This is a genomic window from Gardnerella sp. DNF01204, assembly GCF_049244145.1.
GTDB lineage: Bacteria > Actinomycetota > Actinomycetes > Actinomycetales > Bifidobacteriaceae > Bifidobacterium > Bifidobacterium vaginale.
This window is the reverse complement of record NZ_CP058379.1, coordinates 407,819-428,043: the sequence shown is the minus strand read 5'-3', so window position 1 is coordinate 428,043 and position 20,225 is coordinate 407,819. Positions and strand designations below refer to the sequence as shown.

At 39.4% G+C, this 20,225-nt stretch carries 10 protein-coding genes; 3 read left to right on the top strand and 7 right to left on the bottom strand.

Annotated elements, in window-relative coordinates:
• Positions 1-80: 80 nt before the first annotated feature.
• The 4 genes from HXT46_RS01595 to HXT46_RS01580 all read right to left on the bottom strand — a co-directional run bounded on the left by HXT46_RS01595 (position 81) and on the right by HXT46_RS01580 (position 6,476).
• On the bottom strand, positions 81-2,882 hold the full coding sequence (locus HXT46_RS01595) for an HAD-IC family P-type ATPase (RefSeq protein ID WP_421786163.1): 2,802 nt from the start codon (positions 2,880-2,882) through the stop codon (positions 81-83).
• On the bottom strand, positions 2,869-3,603 hold the full coding sequence (locus tag HXT46_RS01590; RefSeq protein ID WP_004115711.1) for a hypothetical protein: 735 nt from the start codon (positions 3,601-3,603) through the stop codon (positions 2,869-2,871). The genes HXT46_RS01595 and HXT46_RS01590 overlap by 14 nt, the downstream gene beginning before the upstream one ends.
• A 46-nt stretch (positions 3,604-3,649) precedes the next feature.
• On the bottom strand, positions 3,650-4,762 hold the full coding sequence (locus HXT46_RS01585; RefSeq protein WP_004112255.1) for a LacI family DNA-binding transcriptional regulator: 1,113 nt from the start codon (positions 4,760-4,762) through the stop codon (positions 3,650-3,652).
• Positions 4,763-4,856: 94 nt separating this feature from the next.
• Entirely contained in the window at positions 4,857-6,476 is a 1,620-nt protein-coding gene (locus HXT46_RS01580) for a glycoside hydrolase family 31 protein (protein WP_004112254.1), read from the bottom strand.
• Positions 6,477-6,786: 310 nt separating this feature from the next.
• Between HXT46_RS01580 and HXT46_RS01575 the strand changes: the two genes are divergently transcribed.
• The 3 genes from HXT46_RS01575 (at position 6,787) to HXT46_RS01565 (ending at position 9,958) form a co-directional block, all read left to right on the top strand.
• Positions 6,787-8,040, top strand: coding sequence for an ABC transporter substrate-binding protein (locus tag HXT46_RS01575; RefSeq protein WP_004112252.1), 1,254 nt, complete (start codon positions 6,787-6,789; stop codon positions 8,038-8,040).
• A 143-nt stretch (positions 8,041-8,183) separates the two neighbouring features.
• Entirely contained in the window at positions 8,184-9,128 is a 945-nt protein-coding gene (locus tag HXT46_RS01570) for a carbohydrate ABC transporter permease (protein ID WP_020760108.1), read from the top strand.
• Positions 9,128-9,958 (top strand): carbohydrate ABC transporter permease, encoded by an 831-nt coding sequence (locus HXT46_RS01565; protein WP_004115716.1) that lies wholly within the window; start codon positions 9,128-9,130, stop codon positions 9,956-9,958. Before HXT46_RS01570 ends, HXT46_RS01565 begins: the two co-directional genes overlap by 1 nt.
• Before the next feature lie 630 nt (positions 9,959-10,588).
• Here the strand turns inward: HXT46_RS01565 and HXT46_RS01560 are convergent.
• The 3 genes from HXT46_RS01560 to ettA all read right to left on the bottom strand — a co-directional run bounded on the left by HXT46_RS01560 (position 10,589) and on the right by ettA (position 20,146).
• Positions 10,589-16,843: a sugar-binding protein gene (locus tag HXT46_RS01560; RefSeq protein WP_421786159.1), complete on the bottom strand. Its 6,255-nt coding sequence runs from the start codon at positions 16,841-16,843 to the stop codon at positions 10,589-10,591.
• 557 nt (positions 16,844-17,400) lie between these two features.
• On the bottom strand, positions 17,401-18,399 hold the full coding sequence (locus HXT46_RS01555; RefSeq protein ID WP_004115724.1) for a lipid II:glycine glycyltransferase FemX: 999 nt from the start codon (positions 18,397-18,399) through the stop codon (positions 17,401-17,403).
• Positions 18,400-18,469: 70 nt separating this feature from the next.
• Positions 18,470-20,146 (bottom strand): energy-dependent translational throttle protein EttA, encoded by a 1,677-nt coding sequence (gene ettA / locus HXT46_RS01550; protein ID WP_004122991.1) that lies wholly within the window; start codon positions 20,144-20,146, stop codon positions 18,470-18,472.
• Positions 20,147-20,225 lie beyond the last annotated feature (79 nt).

Below are 20,225 nucleotides of genomic sequence, written 5' to 3'. Positions count from 1 at the left end.
ATATACGTTGCGTTCAACATAAAAATAAAATGCACTACAAAACCCAAAAACCAACTAAAGTTGATAAAAGCTAATAAAAGCTAATCAGCATCTTCATCCATAGAAATATCTGCAGCAGAAATATCAGAAGAATGACTGTTGTCTAACCAACTTACGATTAGTCTGCTAAATAAGTGTAAAAGCATCCACACAACAAAAGCAAACATTACTGCACAAATCATAACAAACATATCGTTCCCATTAGTTGGAATGTGCAAATCAAAGAAATGAGCGACAAACGGTATAAACACACCCACAACACCAGCCAGCGCAAAGCACAACACCATTATTCCACGCCAAGAAAAAATAGGTTTAGAAACAGTAGCTAAAACCACTACACCAAGCGCAAAAACAACAACCGAACAAATACTACGAGTCACATCCAAAGACTTGGCTGCACCAACAATGAGCTTGGAAGCACTCACACCAGAAGCATCTAAACCACGCACCAACATCATAGGAGCAAAAACAGCCGTAACCAACACAGATATAGCAACAGCCACACCATTAGGAAGAGCAAAACGCACAACACGATGCAAAAACCCTGGAATATAACGTCTTGAATTAGGAGCCAAAGCCAGCAAAAACGCTGGAATACCAATTGTTAACGAGCCAATATAAGTTATGTGACGAGGCAAATACGGGAAGTGAAGACCAAGAAGAACAACACCAGCCGAAATAAGTGCAGAATACACAGTTTTAACAAGGAACAATCCTGCAACACGCTCCATGTTTGCCATAACCTGACGACCCCTAGCAACCACGTCTGGAAGATGCGAAAAACGCGAATCAACAAGCACAACTTGAGCCACAGCCTTAGCCGCAGGAGCAGCATTCCCCATAGCTACACCCAAATCCGCTTCTTTAAGCGCAAGAGTATCGTTAACACCATCGCCAGTCATAGCAACAACATGACCCTTAGCATGCAGAGCCTGAACAATCGCCTTCTTTTGATCTGGCAAAACACGACCAAGAACATCAACATTCTCAAGGACCTGAGAAAGCTGATTAACATCTTTAGGAAGATTCCTAGCATCCATAGCCACAGGCTTAGAATCGCCAGTTAATCCAACTTTTTCAGCCACTGCAGCAACTGTTATAGGATTATCGCCAGAAATAACACGGCATCTAACTCCCTGCTGCCTAAACCATGCGAGTGTTTGTCTAGCATCCGAACGAATTTTCTCCGAACAGCGAACCAAGGCAACAGGACGCGCATTAGAAGAAATAGTAGGAGAATCAGAAAAAGTAGAATCACATGAATCGCTGTCATCTAAAGCAAGGAGAAGCACACGCTCACCTTTTTGAGCATATTCGTTTACACTATGCAAAATACGATCAAACTGCTCATGCGAGCGCATATTAGAATAGTTAGAATCAGAATTGCCGTCAGAACAATCACGAAACTCACGGATCGCACTAACCAAAACTTCTGGAGCACCCATGTACCAAGTTTCAAAACTACCATCTTTATGCTTGTAATTAATAGCACTCCATTTTCTAGAAGACGAGAACGGAAGACGATTATTTATTACGCAGCCAGAGGAGACACCCTGATTTTCAACGTTTTTATCATTAAGACCTTTGCTAAAGGTATCTTTGCTACCAAGACCTTCCATAATTGCTATACCAGTAGCATTTGGATTTTCTTCATTAGACAAATCAAATAAAGCTTGATTTACAAAACCGCGCAAACCATCATTCAAGTCGAAAGCATCTGCGCTGCCCTGCTTTACAACATCACTTAAATTGTCATCAAGCAAATCCACGCCTACAAATGCGATTCCACCATCCGTAATAGTGCCAGTTTTATCCAAATTCAAACAATCCACTCGCGCCAAAGTTTCCACAGATTCTAGCTCTTGTATCAGAGTCTTTTTTCGAGCGAGGCGCATAGCAGCAACAGCAAAATTAAGCGAAGTTAAAAGCACAAGACCTTCTGGAATCATGCCAACAACACCAGCGACAGCAGAAACCACGGCACTACGCCAATTGCCAGTCTGCCACGCAAGCGCAAAACCACCAACCTTACTAATCTGAGACCATACAAGCAAAGCGCAAAGAGGCACAACAACAATCGTCATCCACTTTAAAATCGTGTTAATTCCGCGGCTCAAATCCGAAATTGTTTTAGTGTAAACCTTTGCTTGAGCAGCCAATCTAGCAGCATAACTGTTGCCACCCACAGCCGTAACACGAGCCAAAGCAACACCAGAAACAGCGGTAGAGCCAGAATATACACGATCCTCTGCAGACTTACGTACAGTTGCAGATTCGCCCGTAAGCATTGACTCATCCATCTCCAGACCCCAAGATTCAAGCACTTGCACGTCTGCAGGAACCTGGTCTCCAGCACGAACCCATAACAAATCACCAAGCACAATATCGCAATGGTTTATAAAAACGTTCTTTCCGCCTCGTCGCACAATCGATCGCGAAGCCACAAGAATCGAAAGCCTATCAAGCGTGTGTTTTGCACGCAACTCAGTAACAACGCCAATACCAGTGTTAATCAAAATAACAAAACCAAAAACGGCATCTTTCCAAGATCCAGTAGCGAGAACAACCACCATTGCTACAAAGATAATCGCGTTAAAAAGTGTAAACACGTTGGCGCGCACAATAGAAAGCACAGACCTAGATGTTCGATTAGTCGTAATGTTAACGTCGCCATTTTCCACAGCATAAGAAACTTCATCTGCATTTAAACCAGATTCGTTAACTTCTGGCAAATCAGGCAAATCAGACATGTCACTTATGTCACGCAAATTATCCAAATCACGCATCTGCAGCCTCCGCGAAGTCTCTGGCAAATCTTTCTTAATTACGCTAGTTCTTGTCATTTATAATCACATCCCTGCTGTGAGGCGTATTATCTATTAAGGATTGAACGATTTTTAGAAGAGATGAATGTTGAATTTTTCCCGATTTATCTACATTCGACTTATTATCCCTATTAAACTCAAACAAAGCTTGATTGTCTAAATCCTTGAAAATATACAATTTTGCAGCATACAAAGTTGAATCCTTTGGAGGATTTTTAGGATTCACAAGAGCTACTGGTATTCCAGCAAAACGAGCATATTTAAGCGCATCAATCCAAGATTCACGAGCCTTTGAATCTACATGCGCTCCACCAGCATTGCTTTTAACCCCTAAATCTGTAGAATCTGAAGCATCAATATTGATGTTGTTAATCAATATCATAGAAACAGGCTGCTCGGAAGCAGACTTAATCGCATCCCTTGCAGCCTCATTAGCGTTCTTAACATCCGACACAGAAGCATAAGCTGCACTCAAACCAGATTTTTCGCATAAATGAAGAAGCTTGGAATCAAGAGATGCGGATTTTGACCCAACTATAAGTAGCTTGATATCTTCTACGTCAATGCCATCGTGAACTATGTCGTCTGCCTTACCCGTATCCCCAACCGCGTGATTATTAGGCTCACACCCACTCAAAGACGCTACCGCCAATAGAGAAATCGACGCAGCTGCGCATAAACATGTCACGCGTTTAAGTTTATTCATAAGCACGTGCTTTGTTTTGCGCATAAGAGACATAATACTTTTATATCACAAATTGCATATGAAATACTTAAAAGGCGTATTACCATGATGTAACAGTCGTTGCTCTCCTATGTATATTAGATGGAGCTACAAGTATCTCACGATTAGTGCGATTAGGAATAATCTTATTTTGTTTAAATTCAGAATGCTGTTGATTGGATTCACTATCTAGTCTCTGAAGTACTAGTTGAATCGCAGTTTTTGCAACTTCTCTTGGAACAGTTGAAATATTAGTAATAGGCGTTGGGAAACTCTCTGCATAATCATCAGAACAATGTACGATAACCGATAAATCTTTCCCAGGCTGAATATTTCGTTCTTTCAAATACCATAACAACCACTGAGCCACACTAGGCTGACGAACAATAATACCAAGTCTATCATCTTTGTACTTCAATAATCTGTCAGCGCATTCAACAAAACCTGTCCAGTCTGGAGATTTTCTTGGGATTATAGAATACGGAATATTAAGCTTTTCACATTCTTGACGTATGGCCATATGGAACTCGTGAATAAAGAACATGTTTTCAGGCTCTTCAAAGTCTATAGAGTACGGGTTACTCACAGGCTCCCCTATTACAGCAATATGATGATGATTTGTCTCATATAGTTCATCAACTGCCATGCGTCCTGCAATACGAGCATCTAAATCTACGACATCCAAGCCCTGCGCATTTCTAGGTCTTCCAATTAGCACTGTTGGCTGAGTCAATTGGCAAACTACTGGTATACGAGGATCATTAGTCTCAATATCCATAAGGATAAAAGCATCACAAAGTGTCTTATTAGCTAATCTTTGTATACTCTTTGAATCATGTGCAGTTGTGTTAAGAATAACATCATATCCATGTTCTTCAGCATAACGAACTATGGTATCTATGTAAGGAGTAGTTTCATTTGCATCTTTATTGCTACGCATCTCTGCAAATAGTGCAATAATGTTCGTCTTAGATGTTCGAAGAATGCGAGCGCCAGCGTTAGGATGATAGTTAAGTGTGCGCATTGCATTGAGTACACGGTTACGTGTTTCAGGAGCAATCCCGTTTTTATCATTAATAACAAACGAAACAGTTGTTTGCGAAACTCCAGCTAAAGTCGCTACATCTTTACTTGTAGGAGCTTTGTAGGCAAATCCGTCTTGTGAAATTCTCATTGCATTACAACCTATCGCTAAGCAATTACAACCTTTGTACTACTTGCCATCAATCCCAAAATATACAGAATATATAGTATATACAAAATATACTCTACATTTTTTTTGTGAATATTGGAATTCGATCCAACGGCGTATCAACAATGATAGTAGTTGGTCCATCAAAAATAATTTTATCATCACTTTCCCAACTTCCATCAGGAATATAAACAGAACGCTGTTTTTGATATTTATGAAGAGCTGGAGCCACTATAATTCTGTCTCCAAGTAAGAATTGATCAATTATATCTTCACAATGATCGTAGTGGTAAGACATTGGTCGTACTATTGGCTCACCAGTATTAGCAGCATTTAATGCAAACTTTTGTATCGTCGGCAAATGTGCTTCTCTCGTTCTTATAGCACAAATTAGAGCTTTCATATGCTCTTTATCTAAAACACGGTGAGGTAAAGTAGAGAATTGCATCATAGGACATAATGCTGCAATCTGTGCATACCGAATAAAGAAATCTTGATCTATACTATTAGCATTTTGCATAGATTCAATTTCGCCTCCACCAATCATATCTGGACATGTGAATGCGTGACCAATAAGACCTTGAGCTATTATTTCTGGAATAAGCGATTGTAGACCTTCAACCCCCCACGATTGTGGCTTATCTCGTAAGCGCTGCGCTAAAGGCTGACCACCCATTTTCCAACATGCTCTAAACTCGTTGTAAGAGTAGCGCAACCCGAATTTCGCCCATCGCTCACAAAATTCTGCAGACGTCATTGATTCGTATGAAATGTCATCGTTATGACACTCATAAAAATCACCACCATCGAATTTAAACCCATCAACACCTATTTGTCTAAGAGCATCAAGCTTCTCTTCTAACCAAGAGATTGCTTTTGGATGCGACAAATCCAAAACAGCACTCAAGCCATTCCACCATCGTCGTATTGCTGTTTCCCCATTTACACTTCTCAATAAAAGATTTTCTTTTTCCAAATAACGGAAATTTTCAGAATCAGGACTAATGAAAGGCACGAGCCAAAGCATTACACGAAAGCCTTGTTCGTGCAATGAGTCAATCATTTTACGAGGTTTTGGAAAACGCGAAATATCAAATGTCCAATCACCATAATCAGGTGACCATTTGTCATCAATCATAATGATTCCAGATGGCATTCCTAATTCAAGAATCTGACGCGCATAATTTTCTACTTTATTTTGCGTTGGAGCATAAGGCATTTCGATCCAAGTATTATATTGCGGCTTATCAATAAGATCTGCAGGTATACTTCTACCGCTTGGTGGAAAATATTTATTGCAAGCATACTTATAAGCATCAGATAATTTATCTCCAACTTTGGTAAACGTTAGAGATGATGAATGTTCTATCGATAGAGTTCTATCTGCGAATGTAAATTTGAAAGGTTCTTTGCACCATACATATCGTCCACACGTAGATATTAGTAGCGGAGAAGATTGATTTGAGGCTTCAGGAACTTCTCTTAGTTTTTGAGTCCATTCAGACAAATCTCTTGTAAATACTTGTTTCCCAAATGGTTCATATATCCCATCAATTACTGTTCCACCCCACCAGCGCTCCCCTTCGAGCAACCTAATTGTGGTTACAAATTTATCGACTACATTTGAAACTACATCTGTTTTTGTTGCGTCTGCTGTGTTTAGCACATCCATTGTGCGACTAATTTCCACGTTCATCTTGCATCCTAAAAAATATTATCTGTATACATTCAATTATTACTAATACGTATTATTACTATAATATTAATAATGGATATTGTCTAATATATATAAAATATTCTTTATCCATACAAGTTTATCCTGCTCATAAATAACGAAATCCCTTAATAAATCACTATTTTTACGCTTGTTATATATCTTTTTAAAAACACATATAACTATATTTAAGTTGCATTTTTATAAGATATGTGTCATACTGTACCTATCAGTACTAATACGTATTGAAAAGATGGTAGAAGATTTGCTATCACAAAGAAAGGAAATCACAATGAGGTGTGGGTTTCGAAATGTAAAGCGCACGGCGGTGGCACTGGTGACACTCGCCACAGTGTTATTACCATTGGGAGCATGTGGCAATGGAAATTCTGCTGGAAAAGTATCTATTTCGTTTTATTCTTACTTCAAGAAAAATCAGATAGGCAATGTAATTTCAGCATTTCAAAAAGCACATCCAAATATTAAGATTGATGCGCAATATGGTCAAAATTCAACGCAATACATCCAAACTCTGCAAACTCGACTAGCTGGCGGCACTCCTCCGACGATTTTCAATTTAACAATGGATAACCGCACTGACATAATGCAATCTGGTCAAGCTCTGGATATTTCAGGATCAAAATTCTTCTCTGGAATTGATGAATCAAACTTCAAGCTATTCCAACACAACGGTAAAACATATGGCATGCCAGTTTCTGCTTGGGTTGGTGCAATGTTTTACAATAAAGATATTTTGAAGCAAGCTGGATACACTGAATTCCCTAAGACATGGGACGACTTTATTACTATGGGCAAGAAGATTAATGATTCTGGTAAAGTCGCATTCTTGGAAGATTTTAACACACAGCCATCTGGCACATTCGAGGCATTATTAGCAAGTAAATATGCTTCTGACAAAAACGATAAGCAAGACGAAGTAATCTGGAACGGATCTTCAACATTTAGTAAAGAGTGGACTCCAGCATTGAGCGAATGGGCTAAAGCTATAGACGCAAAAGTCATTCCTCATAAGAGCATTGGCCTAACAGCAGATCAGGTAAAGCAAGAATTTGTCACTGGAAATCTTGCAGTTATGCGTTCTGGTCCTTGGGATTTGGCAGATGTAAAAGCCTCTGGAATTAATTTTGGTGTTGCTCCTATGCCTTCTTATAAGAATGGAGAGCAGTGGATTAATGGTGGCCCTGACCAAGGATTCGCTATTGCAGCTAAAGCATCTAAAGCTCAGCAAGAAGCAGCAAAAACATTCTTAGCATATTTGAACAGCAAGGATGGTCTTAAGACGTTCACAACAAATGCTGGAACTTTGTCATTATCTGATAAGTATCGCGCAGATCCTCCTGCTGAACTTGCTGGAGTTATTAAAGATTATTTCCAAAATAACAAATTCTACTGGGTGAACTTCTCCAAGTCTCCTAGCGCAATGATGACAGAAATGGCATCTCGTCAACAAGAGCTAGTTCAAGGAAAAATCACTCCAAAAGAATTCACTAAGTTGTTAGACGATAAATGGAATTCGATGAAATAGTATAAGCAGAATGGGTTGCACTCTGAAATTTTAAATCAGTAAAATCTGTTACAGAGTGCAACCCGTTTTCATTGACGAGAGTAATTTGCATCTGTAATCCTGTTAGCAATAGCAGATTTGTAGATCATAGAGGGGGCATTACTATGAGGTGTTCACCAAACAATAACAGCAATTCTGAGCAAATAAGACATAAGTTTTCTGTATCTTCAGCTGACTTTAAAGATAATTTAACTTCATTTTGGTTCCTATTGCCAATAGTGATTATTTTTATTGTGTTAACTTTAATTCCTTTAATGCAATCAATTTTTTACTCATTTACTGATTTCAATGGCTACGATTTAAATTTTCACTTCATCGGCTTGCAAAAGTATCAACAAGTCTTTTCTGACACATCATTACTTTCAGCATTAATTTTTACATTGATGTATTCATTCATCGTTACCATCGTAGTTACATGTCTGGCAATTCCTCTAGCCGTTGTTTTAAATCAAGCAATGATTGGTAAGAGTTTTTTGCGATCATTATTCTTCTTCCTAGGAGTACCAGCACAAGCGGTAATTGGTCTAATTTGGCAATACATTTTTTCTCCTTTAGATTCTGGAGTCGCCAATCAAGTTTTACACACATTTGGCTTACCTTCTATTCAATGGCTTTCTCAAGATAACTGGGCACGTTTTTGCGTAATGTTCGTAGCAGTATGGATGCAAGTTGGATGGCATGCTACTTTATACATCGCATGGCTTCAGGCAATTCCAGCAGATCTCTATGAACAAGCGAGAGTAGATGGTGCGAATGGTTTACAGCGATTCGTTCATATAACTTTGCCACAGTTAATTCCAGGAATGGTTGTTTCAACATTTTTATTGATGACAACTGCTTTGAAAATATACGACTTACCATACACATTGACCGCTGGAGGTCCTGGTCATTCCACAAATACCATAACTCAAGCGATAATTATGCGCGGCATGGGACAATCTGACGTTGGTTTAGCATCAGCATTATCTACATTATTCACGATTGCTTGCGTAATTGTTATTGCAATCCAAATGAAGGTATCAAGCACAGTTGCAAGGAGATTCCAATAATGAATAAGCGTCACAAAATCGTATCTCAAACAGTTCGAACTATAGTTGTTTGGACAATTGCTCTAATATGCGCTGTCCCCCTGTACTACGTTGTAATTAGTTCATTCAAAACACCTATCGACATGATTAAACACCCATTGCAGCTACCAACACAATGGTTATGGAATAATTACATAGATGCGTTTGCAGATGGAACAATCATTCAAGCATTTATAAACACAATTATTGTGACTGCTGTTGCTGTTATTTTGCAAGTATTAATCGGATCACTTGCAGCTTATGGTGTAGTACAGAAAAAATCTCTTTTTACTATGATTATTGGGTCAATCCTAATGATTACATTTGCAATACCAGTACAAGCGACTTTATTGCCTTTATACCGTATGGAATCTTCAATAGGTTTAACAGATACTCTTACAGGTCTTGTAGCGCTATATATGGGTAGCTGCGTCTTTTGCTATTTTCTTATTGTTGGCTATATGAAAGCTCTTCCACAAGAATTATTTGAAGCAGCAAAAATTGATGGCGCAGGACCATTCCGAATATATTGGACTATAGTTCTGCCTCTTATACGTCCAATTATTGTAGCCGTAGTTGTTTTCCAAACAATGGGCACTTGGAATGACTTTCTTTTACCAAGCGTGTTCTTATCATCAACAGACAAACAGACTGTTGTCTTACAGGTTTACAATGCTGTACAACAATTCACAACAAACTGGCCTTTGTTCATGGCAACGACTGTATTAGCTTTGATTCCAGTGTTTATTTTCTTCTGCTTCTGCCAGAAGTGGATAGTTTCTGGTCTTTTAGCTGGATCAGTAAAGGGCTAAATATTTATAGCTAAATGTTTTTACATAATTAGGATAATCAATGAAGATAATCAATTTTAATAAAAAGTGCATGTGCATATTTTCTGCTATATGTATAAGTACATGTGTTGTACAAAGTAACTGGTTTTCGGTGGCAAACAGTTTAGAAATCAATTCTAAGCATAGCCGTACATTTGAGAATAGAGACACTGTACTTATTAATATTTGATCCAAATCAAATATTAAAAGATTGATGCGCTTTCGACTATAAGCAAAAACATTTATTACATAAGCGTTACATAATATACGCGAACTATTGCGCACTTTATACCAGATTTGACCTAATTTACGTGCATCCTAAAGGAATATTTTCCCAAGTTTGTTTATCATTTGAGCAAAAACGACTACAAACACGGGCGAAAATACACAAACACAGGCAAAGACGTGAGCGCACTTAAACCGCGCTAACGTCGAAACACACCCTACGCCATATTCACCCCATAGCACGTACAAATACAAGTAAAAAATGACCTGCATAAGTGCATACGGTTATAAACTAGTCAGCCATACAGGTTACGAGAATAAAAAAGTTGCTCAGCTACAAGCAAAAAGCTATAAAACCGAGCAACCAATTTACACTGCTAAAACTGCTTACTTATTTTTGCGCAATCCACCACGACGAGCAGCAAATAGCGCTCCAGCAGCAGCGAGAAGCGATGCCAGCAGCCCAGTAGGAGCAACAACAGAACCAGTATTCATGCCACTGATTTCTCCACGCTTATTACTATCACTACTCATTTCAGCATTCGAATAAGCACGCATACCAGCAGACTTAGAATTCTTAATAACCTGAGCACGAACCTCATCACGAACCTGCGAAGCACGAGACTTAGCAGCAAGCAAAGCCTTACGCGCAGCACTCAGCTTCTCAACAGCAGCATTCACTTGTTCCTGAGTGCTATGAGGATCGGCCGCTACCTTTTTAGCTTCCGCCAAAGCACTATCAACATTAGATTTTGCCTTAGAAACATCAATATCCGCCTGCTTAACAGCTGGAGAATTCTCTACACCAGAATCGATATTTGCATCATGTGATCCATTATCATTGGATGCATTATCTTGCTTAGCAGCAGAACTGCTGGTGACACCATTACCACTATTTGTACTCTTGCTAACATTCCCTGAATTAATAGAATTGCTAGAGTTATCATCCACATTGTTCTGCTGCGAACCATTGGCATTATCGCTAGATTGCAAATCGGATTCAGCACCCTCGATCTGCAAATGCAACTCGCCCTTATCTACAATAGCTGGCGCATTATCATTCATACCAAAACCAGAATCACGAGTTTGCTCTGGAGTTGGAGTTGTATCGGGAGTTGGAACTGGAACAGGCTTTTGCTCAAACTCTGGATTCACAGGAATAACTGGAGACAGAGACTGAGCAGGAGCTACACCAGTCAACGCATTCTTAGCCCGCTGGAGCTTCTTCAAAGCAGAATCAACAAGAGCTTGACGCTCTGATTGAGTCTTAGAAGCAAGATCTTTACCAGTACCAGATATATCAGCCAACTTTGAAACGAGATCTCGCGCATCTTGCAAAGCATCATTATATGCAGTCTTTTTATCCGAAGTGTCATAGAGGTACGCAGAAGACATTCTCACAGTGCCTTCAAGAGCAATCTCTTCCTGCAAAGCACTAATATCAACACCATTCAACGAAGATGCAGCAGTCTGAAGATTCTTCAAAGCATTGTCAACAGCACTCTGCTTATCCTCAGGAGACTTCTGAGACTTATTGTTCTTCGCTTCACTCAAAGCATTCTGAGCTTCGATAAGAGCCTGATCAAAAGTAGTCTGCTTATCTTTATCAGAGTTCTTATACTGCGGCTTATCCTTTATATCAGTATCCTTAGTAACTTCAGACTGCAGCTTAGATGTATCAACAACGCCATCCAGCTCGTTCGATGCAATTTCAAGATTATCCTTAGCAGTCTTTATTGCCTGCTCAGTCTTACCATTAGGGTTCTTCAAGATTTCTTCAGCAGCTTTCAGAGCCTTATCAAAATTATCTCGCTTATCTTGATTGGCGTTCTTGTAAGACACTTTAGACTTCTTAGTATTGGCATTATCAACAGCGTTATGCAAATCAGAAATATCATGACCATCCAAACCATCGATAGCTTTGGTAAGCTTATTGATAGCATCAGAAATTTCCTTCTCTGTTGCACCAGCTTTATTTACGATATTTTCTGCAGAAGCTATAGCGTCATCAAGCGCTTTACTATTGGTATTAGAAGCATTCTTATAAGCAGGAGTATCCTTCTTACCTTTTGCCTCCGTAAGCTTTCCTGTCAACTTAGTCTTGTCAACACCATCAAGATTACTAATAGCATCATTAAGTTTATTTAATGCTTCATCAATAGCTTTCTGCTTTTGCTCAGGAGTGTTCTTTGACTTATCCTTCTTAGCGTCAGCAAGAGCAGACTCAGCGCGATTGAGAGCCGTATCAACAGCTTGCTTCTTTTCTTGAGAAGCATTCTCATACTTAGGATCGCCATCAGATTTAGGATCAGTTGTTGACTTCTTCATTTTCTTTGCTTTTTCTACAGCAGCTTCCAAATCAGAAGTTTTAACCTTACCATTAAGATCGTTAAGTGCCTTATCCAAGTCGTCTTTTGCTTTACTGATCTCAACATCTGATGCGCCAAGCTTCTTTTCGATTTCCTCAGCATATTTTAACGCTTTATCAAAAGCAGATTTCTTATCTTCTGACGCGTTATTGTAAACAATTTCAGATTTCTTTGAATTTGCTTTCTTTATGGCATCATTCAAATCAGATTTATTATGACCATCAAGAGCATCAATTGCTTTGCTTAACTTAGATTCAGCCTCATTAATAGACACCTGTGAAGCATCTTTTTGGTCATAAACTTTCTTTGCATTAGACAGAGCAGTATCAAAATCATTCTTCTTATTTTTAGAAGCATTCTCATACTTTGGATTCTTCTTTATAGAAGAATCATCTTTACCCTGCTTATTCTTGCCTTGCCATTCATAAGCGGTCTCAATTTCACGCTGAAGCTTTGACTTGTCAACAGTATTACCACCGAGATCCTTAACAGCATTTTCTAATGTGTTCTTAGTCTCATCAACCTTGGCACCATCAGCATTCGTACCCTTAGTTAGATCAACAAGAGTAGATGCATTTGTTAATGCAGTGTCAAAAGCATTCTTCTTAGATGTATCCTTGTAGCCATCAGACTTCTTAAGAGTTTCTTTCTGTTTATTGACCAAATCAACAAGAGTCTTAAGATCACTCATCTTCTTGTCAAGCTCTTTAGCCTTAGCAACAACAGCAGTGATGGCAGTCTTAGCCTGATCAACAGTCTTCAAATTATCGCTGGTAGGATCAGTTTCAACATCATCAATTTTCTGCTTCAAAGCATCCTTTTGAGCTTTGTTAAGATTCGTGAGCTTATCTACATCAGATTTAGCATCACTCTTAGCTTTATTTAACTCAGCTTCCTCAAGAATACCCTCAACTTCTCGCAAATCATTAGCTTTATCAATGCGATTATTTAGATCTGTAGCTTCTTGATCAGTAAGATCACCTTTCTGCTTCAGATCAGCAATCTTCTTCTTAGCTGCAGCTTTAGCATCCTCAAACTCAGCTTTGTTGAGAATCTCTGCAACTTTATCAAGACTATTTGCTTTATCAATATCACCCTGATACTTCTGCTTTTCAGTATCATTAAGATTAGTAAGCTTACCGATAGTATCCTTAGCAGCTTGCTTAGCAGTATCAAGACCATTATTATTACTGTTATCAAAAGCAGTCTGATTCTGATTGCCTTTTAACGTAGCGTCATTCTTGGCTTTGTTTACACCATCAGTATCCTGAGCTTCATCAACTTGCTTAATAAACTGCTCTTTCTGCTCAGGCTTGAGTTTATCATTATTGCGAATTTCATCAATAGCAGCCTGCTTTTGCTTCTCAAGTTCAGCTTTCTTCTTAGCTTCTTTAGCCTTGCCTGTGTCTTGCTGTTCTTGCTGATTCTGAGTTTGTATATCAGTATCAACCTTCGTATTATCTTTCTGCTGCTGCTGTTTCTGTTGTTGCTCAGCCTGCTGATCAGCTTGTTGCTGCTTTTGATCAGCTTCCTTTTGTTTCTTTTGATCCTGATCCTTTTGGAACTCGTTTATCTTCTCACGGATCTTTTCAGGATCAGTCTCATTACCAATCTTCTTTTTGAGTTCTTTCTTCTGATCTTCAGGTAAACCAAGATTATCCTGAGCATTCTCAATCTGCTTTTGAGCATCTTTCTTTTTCTTCTCATCTTTACCATGCTTGTCAGCAGACTTAATGATATTGTCTACATCCGTAGGCTTAGTAATATTGTTGATATCGTTCTTATGATCTTCCTTGAACTTCTTAATCTCTTGATCATTCAAGCCATTTTTCTTAAGAATCTTGTCAATAAGATTCCCAGCTTCCTTCTTAAGTTCTTCAGGCTGAGGAGCAGCAGCATTAGATACGAAGCAGTCGTTCTTAGTAAGACTGAATGCTAAATCAGAACCACCATATTTACTAGATTTTCTAACTTCAATGGAGTCGCCTAAATAAATTGTTACAATTCCATCTTCACCACCAAATCCACCTCTAACCAATTTAAGATTAGATCCATTTTTTTCAATCCACTGTCCACTATATCTGTAAAGTTGCATTCCATTACCTATACTGTCACCAGTAGTGGTAAGTTTATTCAGTAAGCCATCAGTCTTAGTTATAAAATCTGTAGTTATTTCAGCATTTCCTGATTTAACTTTCCAATTATCTTGAATGAACTTTATGACAAAACTATTCCAATCAGCAACCTGCGGCTTATCCTTATCGTTAATAGCAATCTTAGTGATGTTGTACTTGTACCCATTATTATTTTTTGTTTCAGTTTTTGGCTTTTCTGGATTACCATTGGTATACGCCAACTCAGAATAGTCGAAGGTAGAAGTTGAATCATCATTAAACTTAACAGTCATAATATGCTTATCATTATCAAATGTGATAGCACTATTTTCATTATTACCTTTTAGCTTGCTTTTAAGACCATTATTGGCTGTTAATATAGCTTTTCTAACTTTATTCTGTTCTTCCTCTTTTAAACTCTTAGCATTATCAACTGCTGTACGAGCTGGAAGTGTAATATTCGTCAAATCAGCGAGTGGCTTACTTTTATACACCATCTTGCTGCCATCGAGCTTATCATTAGACTTATCAGTATAAGTGATAGTTACATCACCATTACTACTAACAGAAATAGCTTTTTTCTTAGCATCGTCTGTATTTGGATTTCCTATAGCATCCATGAATTCTTTGTTAGATTGATTAATTTCATAGATTTTTTCTAACAATGTTTTTTGCTCAGATGCAGACAATTTACTTGGATTCCCAACTGCCATTGGCACTGGATAGTAAGGGGTAAACTTATCCGCAAGTGAACGCTGCTTCTTTACAAGATACTGGCCTTCAATTGTCTTAGTGGAAGGAGTGCCAATTTTATCATCAAACGTGATAGTCGCTTTACCGTTACCATCAACAGTTACACTCTTGATATTTTTATTCTGATTAGCATTCTTAATAGCATTTTCAACTTGCGTCTTCTCTGTTGAATCAAGAGAAGACGTATTCTTCACAGGAGTCAAAGCTGGATACGTAATTTTTGTGCGCTCTGACAATGGCACGTAGCGCTTAGTTAGATTCTCCTTAGAAATAGTATCCTTAGAGTCATCTTTGTACGTAATAGTCGCGCTACCATCATTATTGACTTTTACAGCCTGTTTGAAAGCCGCTTCAGTTTGAGTCTGTTCCATACCTTTAAGCTTTTTAAGCACATCGGTATTACTCTTATTAGCATCCCACAGCTTGCTGAGTATTTTATCTCGCTCAGACTCTGTTGGCTGTCCAAATGTAGCAATTTCTGTAGCCTGAGGATAATTAAGTTCCAATTCCTTGGAATACTCTGGCAACGTTGGAGCAATCTCAACTTTGCCAACAGTGTAATGCCAGTTGCCCATCACCTGGTACACACCTGCAGCAAACTTTAAAGGCTCCGTTTTATCTTTCAGTTTGATAACAAAGCTAATCTTAGATTTTCTATTGCCCCTACTCTCCCAGTTAATAATTAGTGCACTCGTATCGTTCATATATGCTGTAGAAGTATTGTAAGTATCACCTGAGTTGTCATAACCGCCGGCTTCACCAGTCATCCTCTTCCAGTTATTCTCAAACTCAGTTTTCTCCGTATTCTTACTAAACCAGAAACGGCTTGCAGACTGATTCCAAGCATCCTTTCCATATGTTGCACCTGTTTGTTTGGAACCGCCATCACCAGTCAACTGTTCATCTTTATGCAAAGTAACTTTATTATCTACAATGTCAACATCCTTAGGCACGCTCGCCCACCAAAATGGTCGACCACCCCACCATTCACCCTGAGAATTAAACTGGTATTCGACCTTGTAATACTGTCCGTAAGTTTCTCTATCAGCCTTATTCTTATCAGTTACCTGATTCTTATCGCAAGGAAGTGCTTTAATATCAACATACTTCTGCGCCTTTGTAGAAGAATCACGATTCGCATACCTATAGCTGCCGTCAGGCATATTCACGCCATTAGCCCATGCATGGTTAGATGGCAATCCTGCTCCACATGCAAGCAAACTTGCTAGCACTGCTGTTAAAGCAATTTTAGGAAGTACAGAGACCCTCCTAGAAGAAGTTGCCTCAAAGTTTGTAGACGTAATCGATTTCGCCATTGAATCGATAACAGAATTATCTAGGTACGAAGATTTTGTGCACTTTTTAGATATGGATATGTGTTTCGCGCTATTTTGTTTACTCGTCATATACTTCACCCTTTTAGGACGTCTATACTTTTCGACTTTTTGCATCACAGGCAAATATTTGTTCATAAAATGTAGAATAACTAACAAAACAAAGCACAGAGATAGCAAATTGCCAATTAGAGTAATCTACCCCCCCCCCCGTGGAAAAATTCAATAATTTTGAGAGAATTTGTTGAGTGATTTTAATCACAGATTTATATTATTTTTTAAAAAATTACTGATTTTCCTTACTAAACATTAACAAAATAAGGTTTACACAAATTTTCGCTATATATTTTTTATTAATGATATTGATAAGCATAAGCTATACACGACATGCCGTTACACTCGAATACAAGTAAACTAACGCGGGATAAGAAAAACACTACAAGATAATCAAAATCACGTAAGAATATTCCCGCATTTGTTCCCTTTTTGAGCAAAATAGAAACAAACACGGGAGACGCGACCTGCATGAGCTCTTAAAGCGTAGCGCGCGAACGACATGATGTACTTTGCACCAGATTCACCCCAACTCGCGCACTATAGCACTCTAGAAATAGCAAATTTTCAGGAGATCACCTATTAACAAACTTGCTGTATGCATCCTCATCTGCAACGACATCAAGCTCACCAATCCAAATAAACGGATCAGTAGCCTTGCAGAAACCATACTTAAAGAAATAAAGACCATCGCTAACATCAAGTGAGAACACACCACCCATGTTAAAGTACTTCATTCCAAGCTCATGCGCCCACTGAATCAAATCCCATATAGACAAATACCCTGGGCTCACCTTGCCCTGCATGGTCGCAGTAGCACCATACATGTACCATAATTCACCGTTATAAGGCAAACCAATCATGCACGCAATAGTCTCACCCTCATAGTCCGTGCTATAAATTCTCATTTCTGGATAAGCTGCAAGCAATCTCTCAAAATACTCTTTAGGTCTGTATGTAATACCGTGTCTTTTTGCCATAATCTCAGTAAGCTCATAGAACTTGTCAATATCTTCCTGAGAACGACTCCACCTAGATGTAACGCCAGCTTTTAAAGAAGCCCTTATGTGCCTTCTTGTCATCGCACTAAACCCAGCAAGAAGATCATCCGTAGACTTACCCTCAAGATCTAGCATCATCTCATATCGAGGATTGGAGAAAGAATGAAGTTTTTCCCCATCGCTCCTAAAAGTAAAACCTTGCTCTCTATACTTCTTAACAAGATCTTGATCGTTTTTAACGCAAGGATCCATTCGCAGCAAAAACGCATTGTACTTTTCAATAAGAGGCTTAGCTTCTTCAATCAGCTTCTTAGTGGTTTCTATATCATAAAAATCACTTACTGGTCCATGAGGAGCATAGAGGAACATTTTATCATCAACAGCTTTTATGCCGAGAACAGACATTGCTGCTGTAATCTTACCGTTTTCTTCTAGATAAACGTATTCACTAATCCAGTTGCTTTTCACATCTGCCCAACGCATATCTTGCATAGCGTTTCCATAAGGCGAATGTTTTATGAATTCCTCATACTCTTGGACTTTAGAAGAATCATTTTTATCAAGTATCGGCATTTGTTCTCCTTTTTAGCTCAATACGTGATTTTAATTCAGTTTTACTCTGATAGCACGAGTTATACGCGATTTAGCGAGTAAGCTTACGATGCAAGCGATGAGGACGAGCAGCTTCTTCACCAAGGCGTGCGATCTTATTTTCTTCGTAAGCTTGGAAGTTACCTTCGAACCAGTACCATTTTGCAGGATTCTCATCGTCGCCTTCCCACGCAAGAATATGCGTGGCAACGCGGTCAAGGAACCAACGATCGTGGCTCACCACTACAGCGCAGCCTGGGAAGTCAAGCAAAGCGTTCTCTAGGCTTTCAAGAGTCTCAACATCTAAATCGTTAGTAGGCTCATCAAGCAGCAGCAAGTTGCCGCCCTGCTTAAGAGTTAAAGCCAAATTCAAGCGATTACGCTCGCCGCCAGAAAGCACGCCCGTAAGCTTCTGCTGATCCGAACCTTTAAATCCAAAGCTTGCAACATATGCGCGAGTAGGGATTTCAACGCCTGCAACTTCAATAAAATCAAGTCCGCCTGAAACAGCTTCCCACAAGTTCTTATTAGGATCCAATCCTGCACGATTCTGATCCACGTAAGAAATCTTCACAGTATCTCCAACTGTAAGCTCTCCACCAGAAAGTGGCTCCAAGCCAACAATCGTCTTGAAAAGCGTAGACTTACCAACGCCGTTCGGACCAATCACGCCAACAATGCCGTTACGCGGCAAAGTAAACGACAAATCGTCGATTAACACGCGATCTCCAAAAGCCTTGTGAATATGCTTCGCTTCCAAAACTTGCGATCCCAAGCGTGGACCTGCAGGAATTTGAATCTCCGAAAAATCAAGCTTCTTGGAATTGCGTGCCTCTTGCTCCATTTGGTCGTAGCGCTCCAAACGAGCCTTGTTCTTGGCCTGACGTGCCTTCGGCGAGCTACGCACCCAGTCCAACTCATTCTTTAAGCGCTTAGCAAGCTTGGCATCCTTAGCACCCTGGATTTCCATACGCTTAGCCTTGGTTTCCAAGTAAGTGGTGTAATTGCCCTTGTATGGGTAAAGCTGACCACGATCCACCTCGCAGATCCACTCTGCTACGTTATCCATAAAGTAGCGATCGTGGGTTACAGCAATAACAGCGCCTTCGTACTTGTGTAAGAACTGTTCCAACCAAAGAATAGACTCAGCGTCCAAATGGTTTGTAGGCTCGTCAAGCAGCAGCAAATCTGGGGCTTCAAGAAGAAGCTTGCACAGCGCCACTCTACGCCTTTCTCCACCAGAGCACACAGAAACAGGCGAATCTGGGTCTGGGCATTGCAAAGCATCCATCGCCTGCTCAAGCTGAGAATCCAAATCCCAACCATTTGCAGCATCAATCTCTGTTTGCAACTTACCCATTTCTTCCATCAATGCATCAAAGTCAGCATCTGGATTTGCCATCTCTTCGCCGATTTGGTTAAAACGCGCTACTTTTTGCGCAATCTCACCAAATGCCATCTTAATGTTTTCGCCAACCGTCTTCGTTTCATCTAGAGGTGGCTCCTGCTGCAAAATTCCAACGGTATAACCTGGCGTAATCGAAGCCTCGCCGTTTGATACATTCTCCAAACCAGCCATAATCTTCAGCAACGTTGATTTACCCATGCCGTTAGGCCCTACAACGCCAATCTTTGCGCCTGGTAGGAAGCTTAAGGTAACGTCGTCTAGAATCACGCGATCCCCGTAAGACTTGCGTGCCTTAATCATTTGGTAAATAAATTCAGCCAAAGTAATATACCATCCTTAAAAATTGAATTTAAATTGAATTAAAATTAAATTATTACAGCAGATTTTTAAATTTTAGGTT

Excerpts from the sequence above, each read along its gene's own strand:
- HXT46_RS01565 (WP_004115716.1), top strand. The coding sequence starts at position 9,128 with ATGAATAAGCGTCACAAAATCGTATCTCAAACAGTTCGAACTATAGTT.
- HXT46_RS01580 (WP_004112254.1), bottom strand. The coding sequence starts at position 6,476 with ATGAACGTGGAAATTAGTCGCACAATGGATGTGCTAAACACAGCAGAC.
- HXT46_RS01560 (WP_421786159.1), bottom strand. The coding sequence starts at position 16,843 with ATGACGAGTAAACAAAATAGCGCGAAACACATATCCATATCTAAAAAG.
- HXT46_RS01555 (WP_004115724.1), bottom strand. The coding sequence starts at position 18,399 with ATGCCGATACTTGATAAAAATGATTCTTCTAAAGTCCAAGAGTATGAG.
- HXT46_RS01595 (WP_421786163.1), bottom strand. The coding sequence starts at position 2,882 with ATGACAAGAACTAGCGTAATTAAGAAAGATTTGCCAGAGACTTCGCGG.
- HXT46_RS01590 (WP_004115711.1), bottom strand. The coding sequence starts at position 3,603 with ATGTCTCTTATGCGCAAAACAAAGCACGTGCTTATGAATAAACTTAAA.
- HXT46_RS01575 (WP_004112252.1), top strand. The coding sequence starts at position 6,787 with ATGAGGTGTGGGTTTCGAAATGTAAAGCGCACGGCGGTGGCACTGGTG.
- HXT46_RS01570 (WP_020760108.1), top strand. The coding sequence starts at position 8,184 with ATGAGGTGTTCACCAAACAATAACAGCAATTCTGAGCAAATAAGACAT.
- HXT46_RS01585 (WP_004112255.1), bottom strand. The coding sequence starts at position 4,762 with ATGAGAATTTCACAAGACGGATTTGCCTACAAAGCTCCTACAAGTAAA.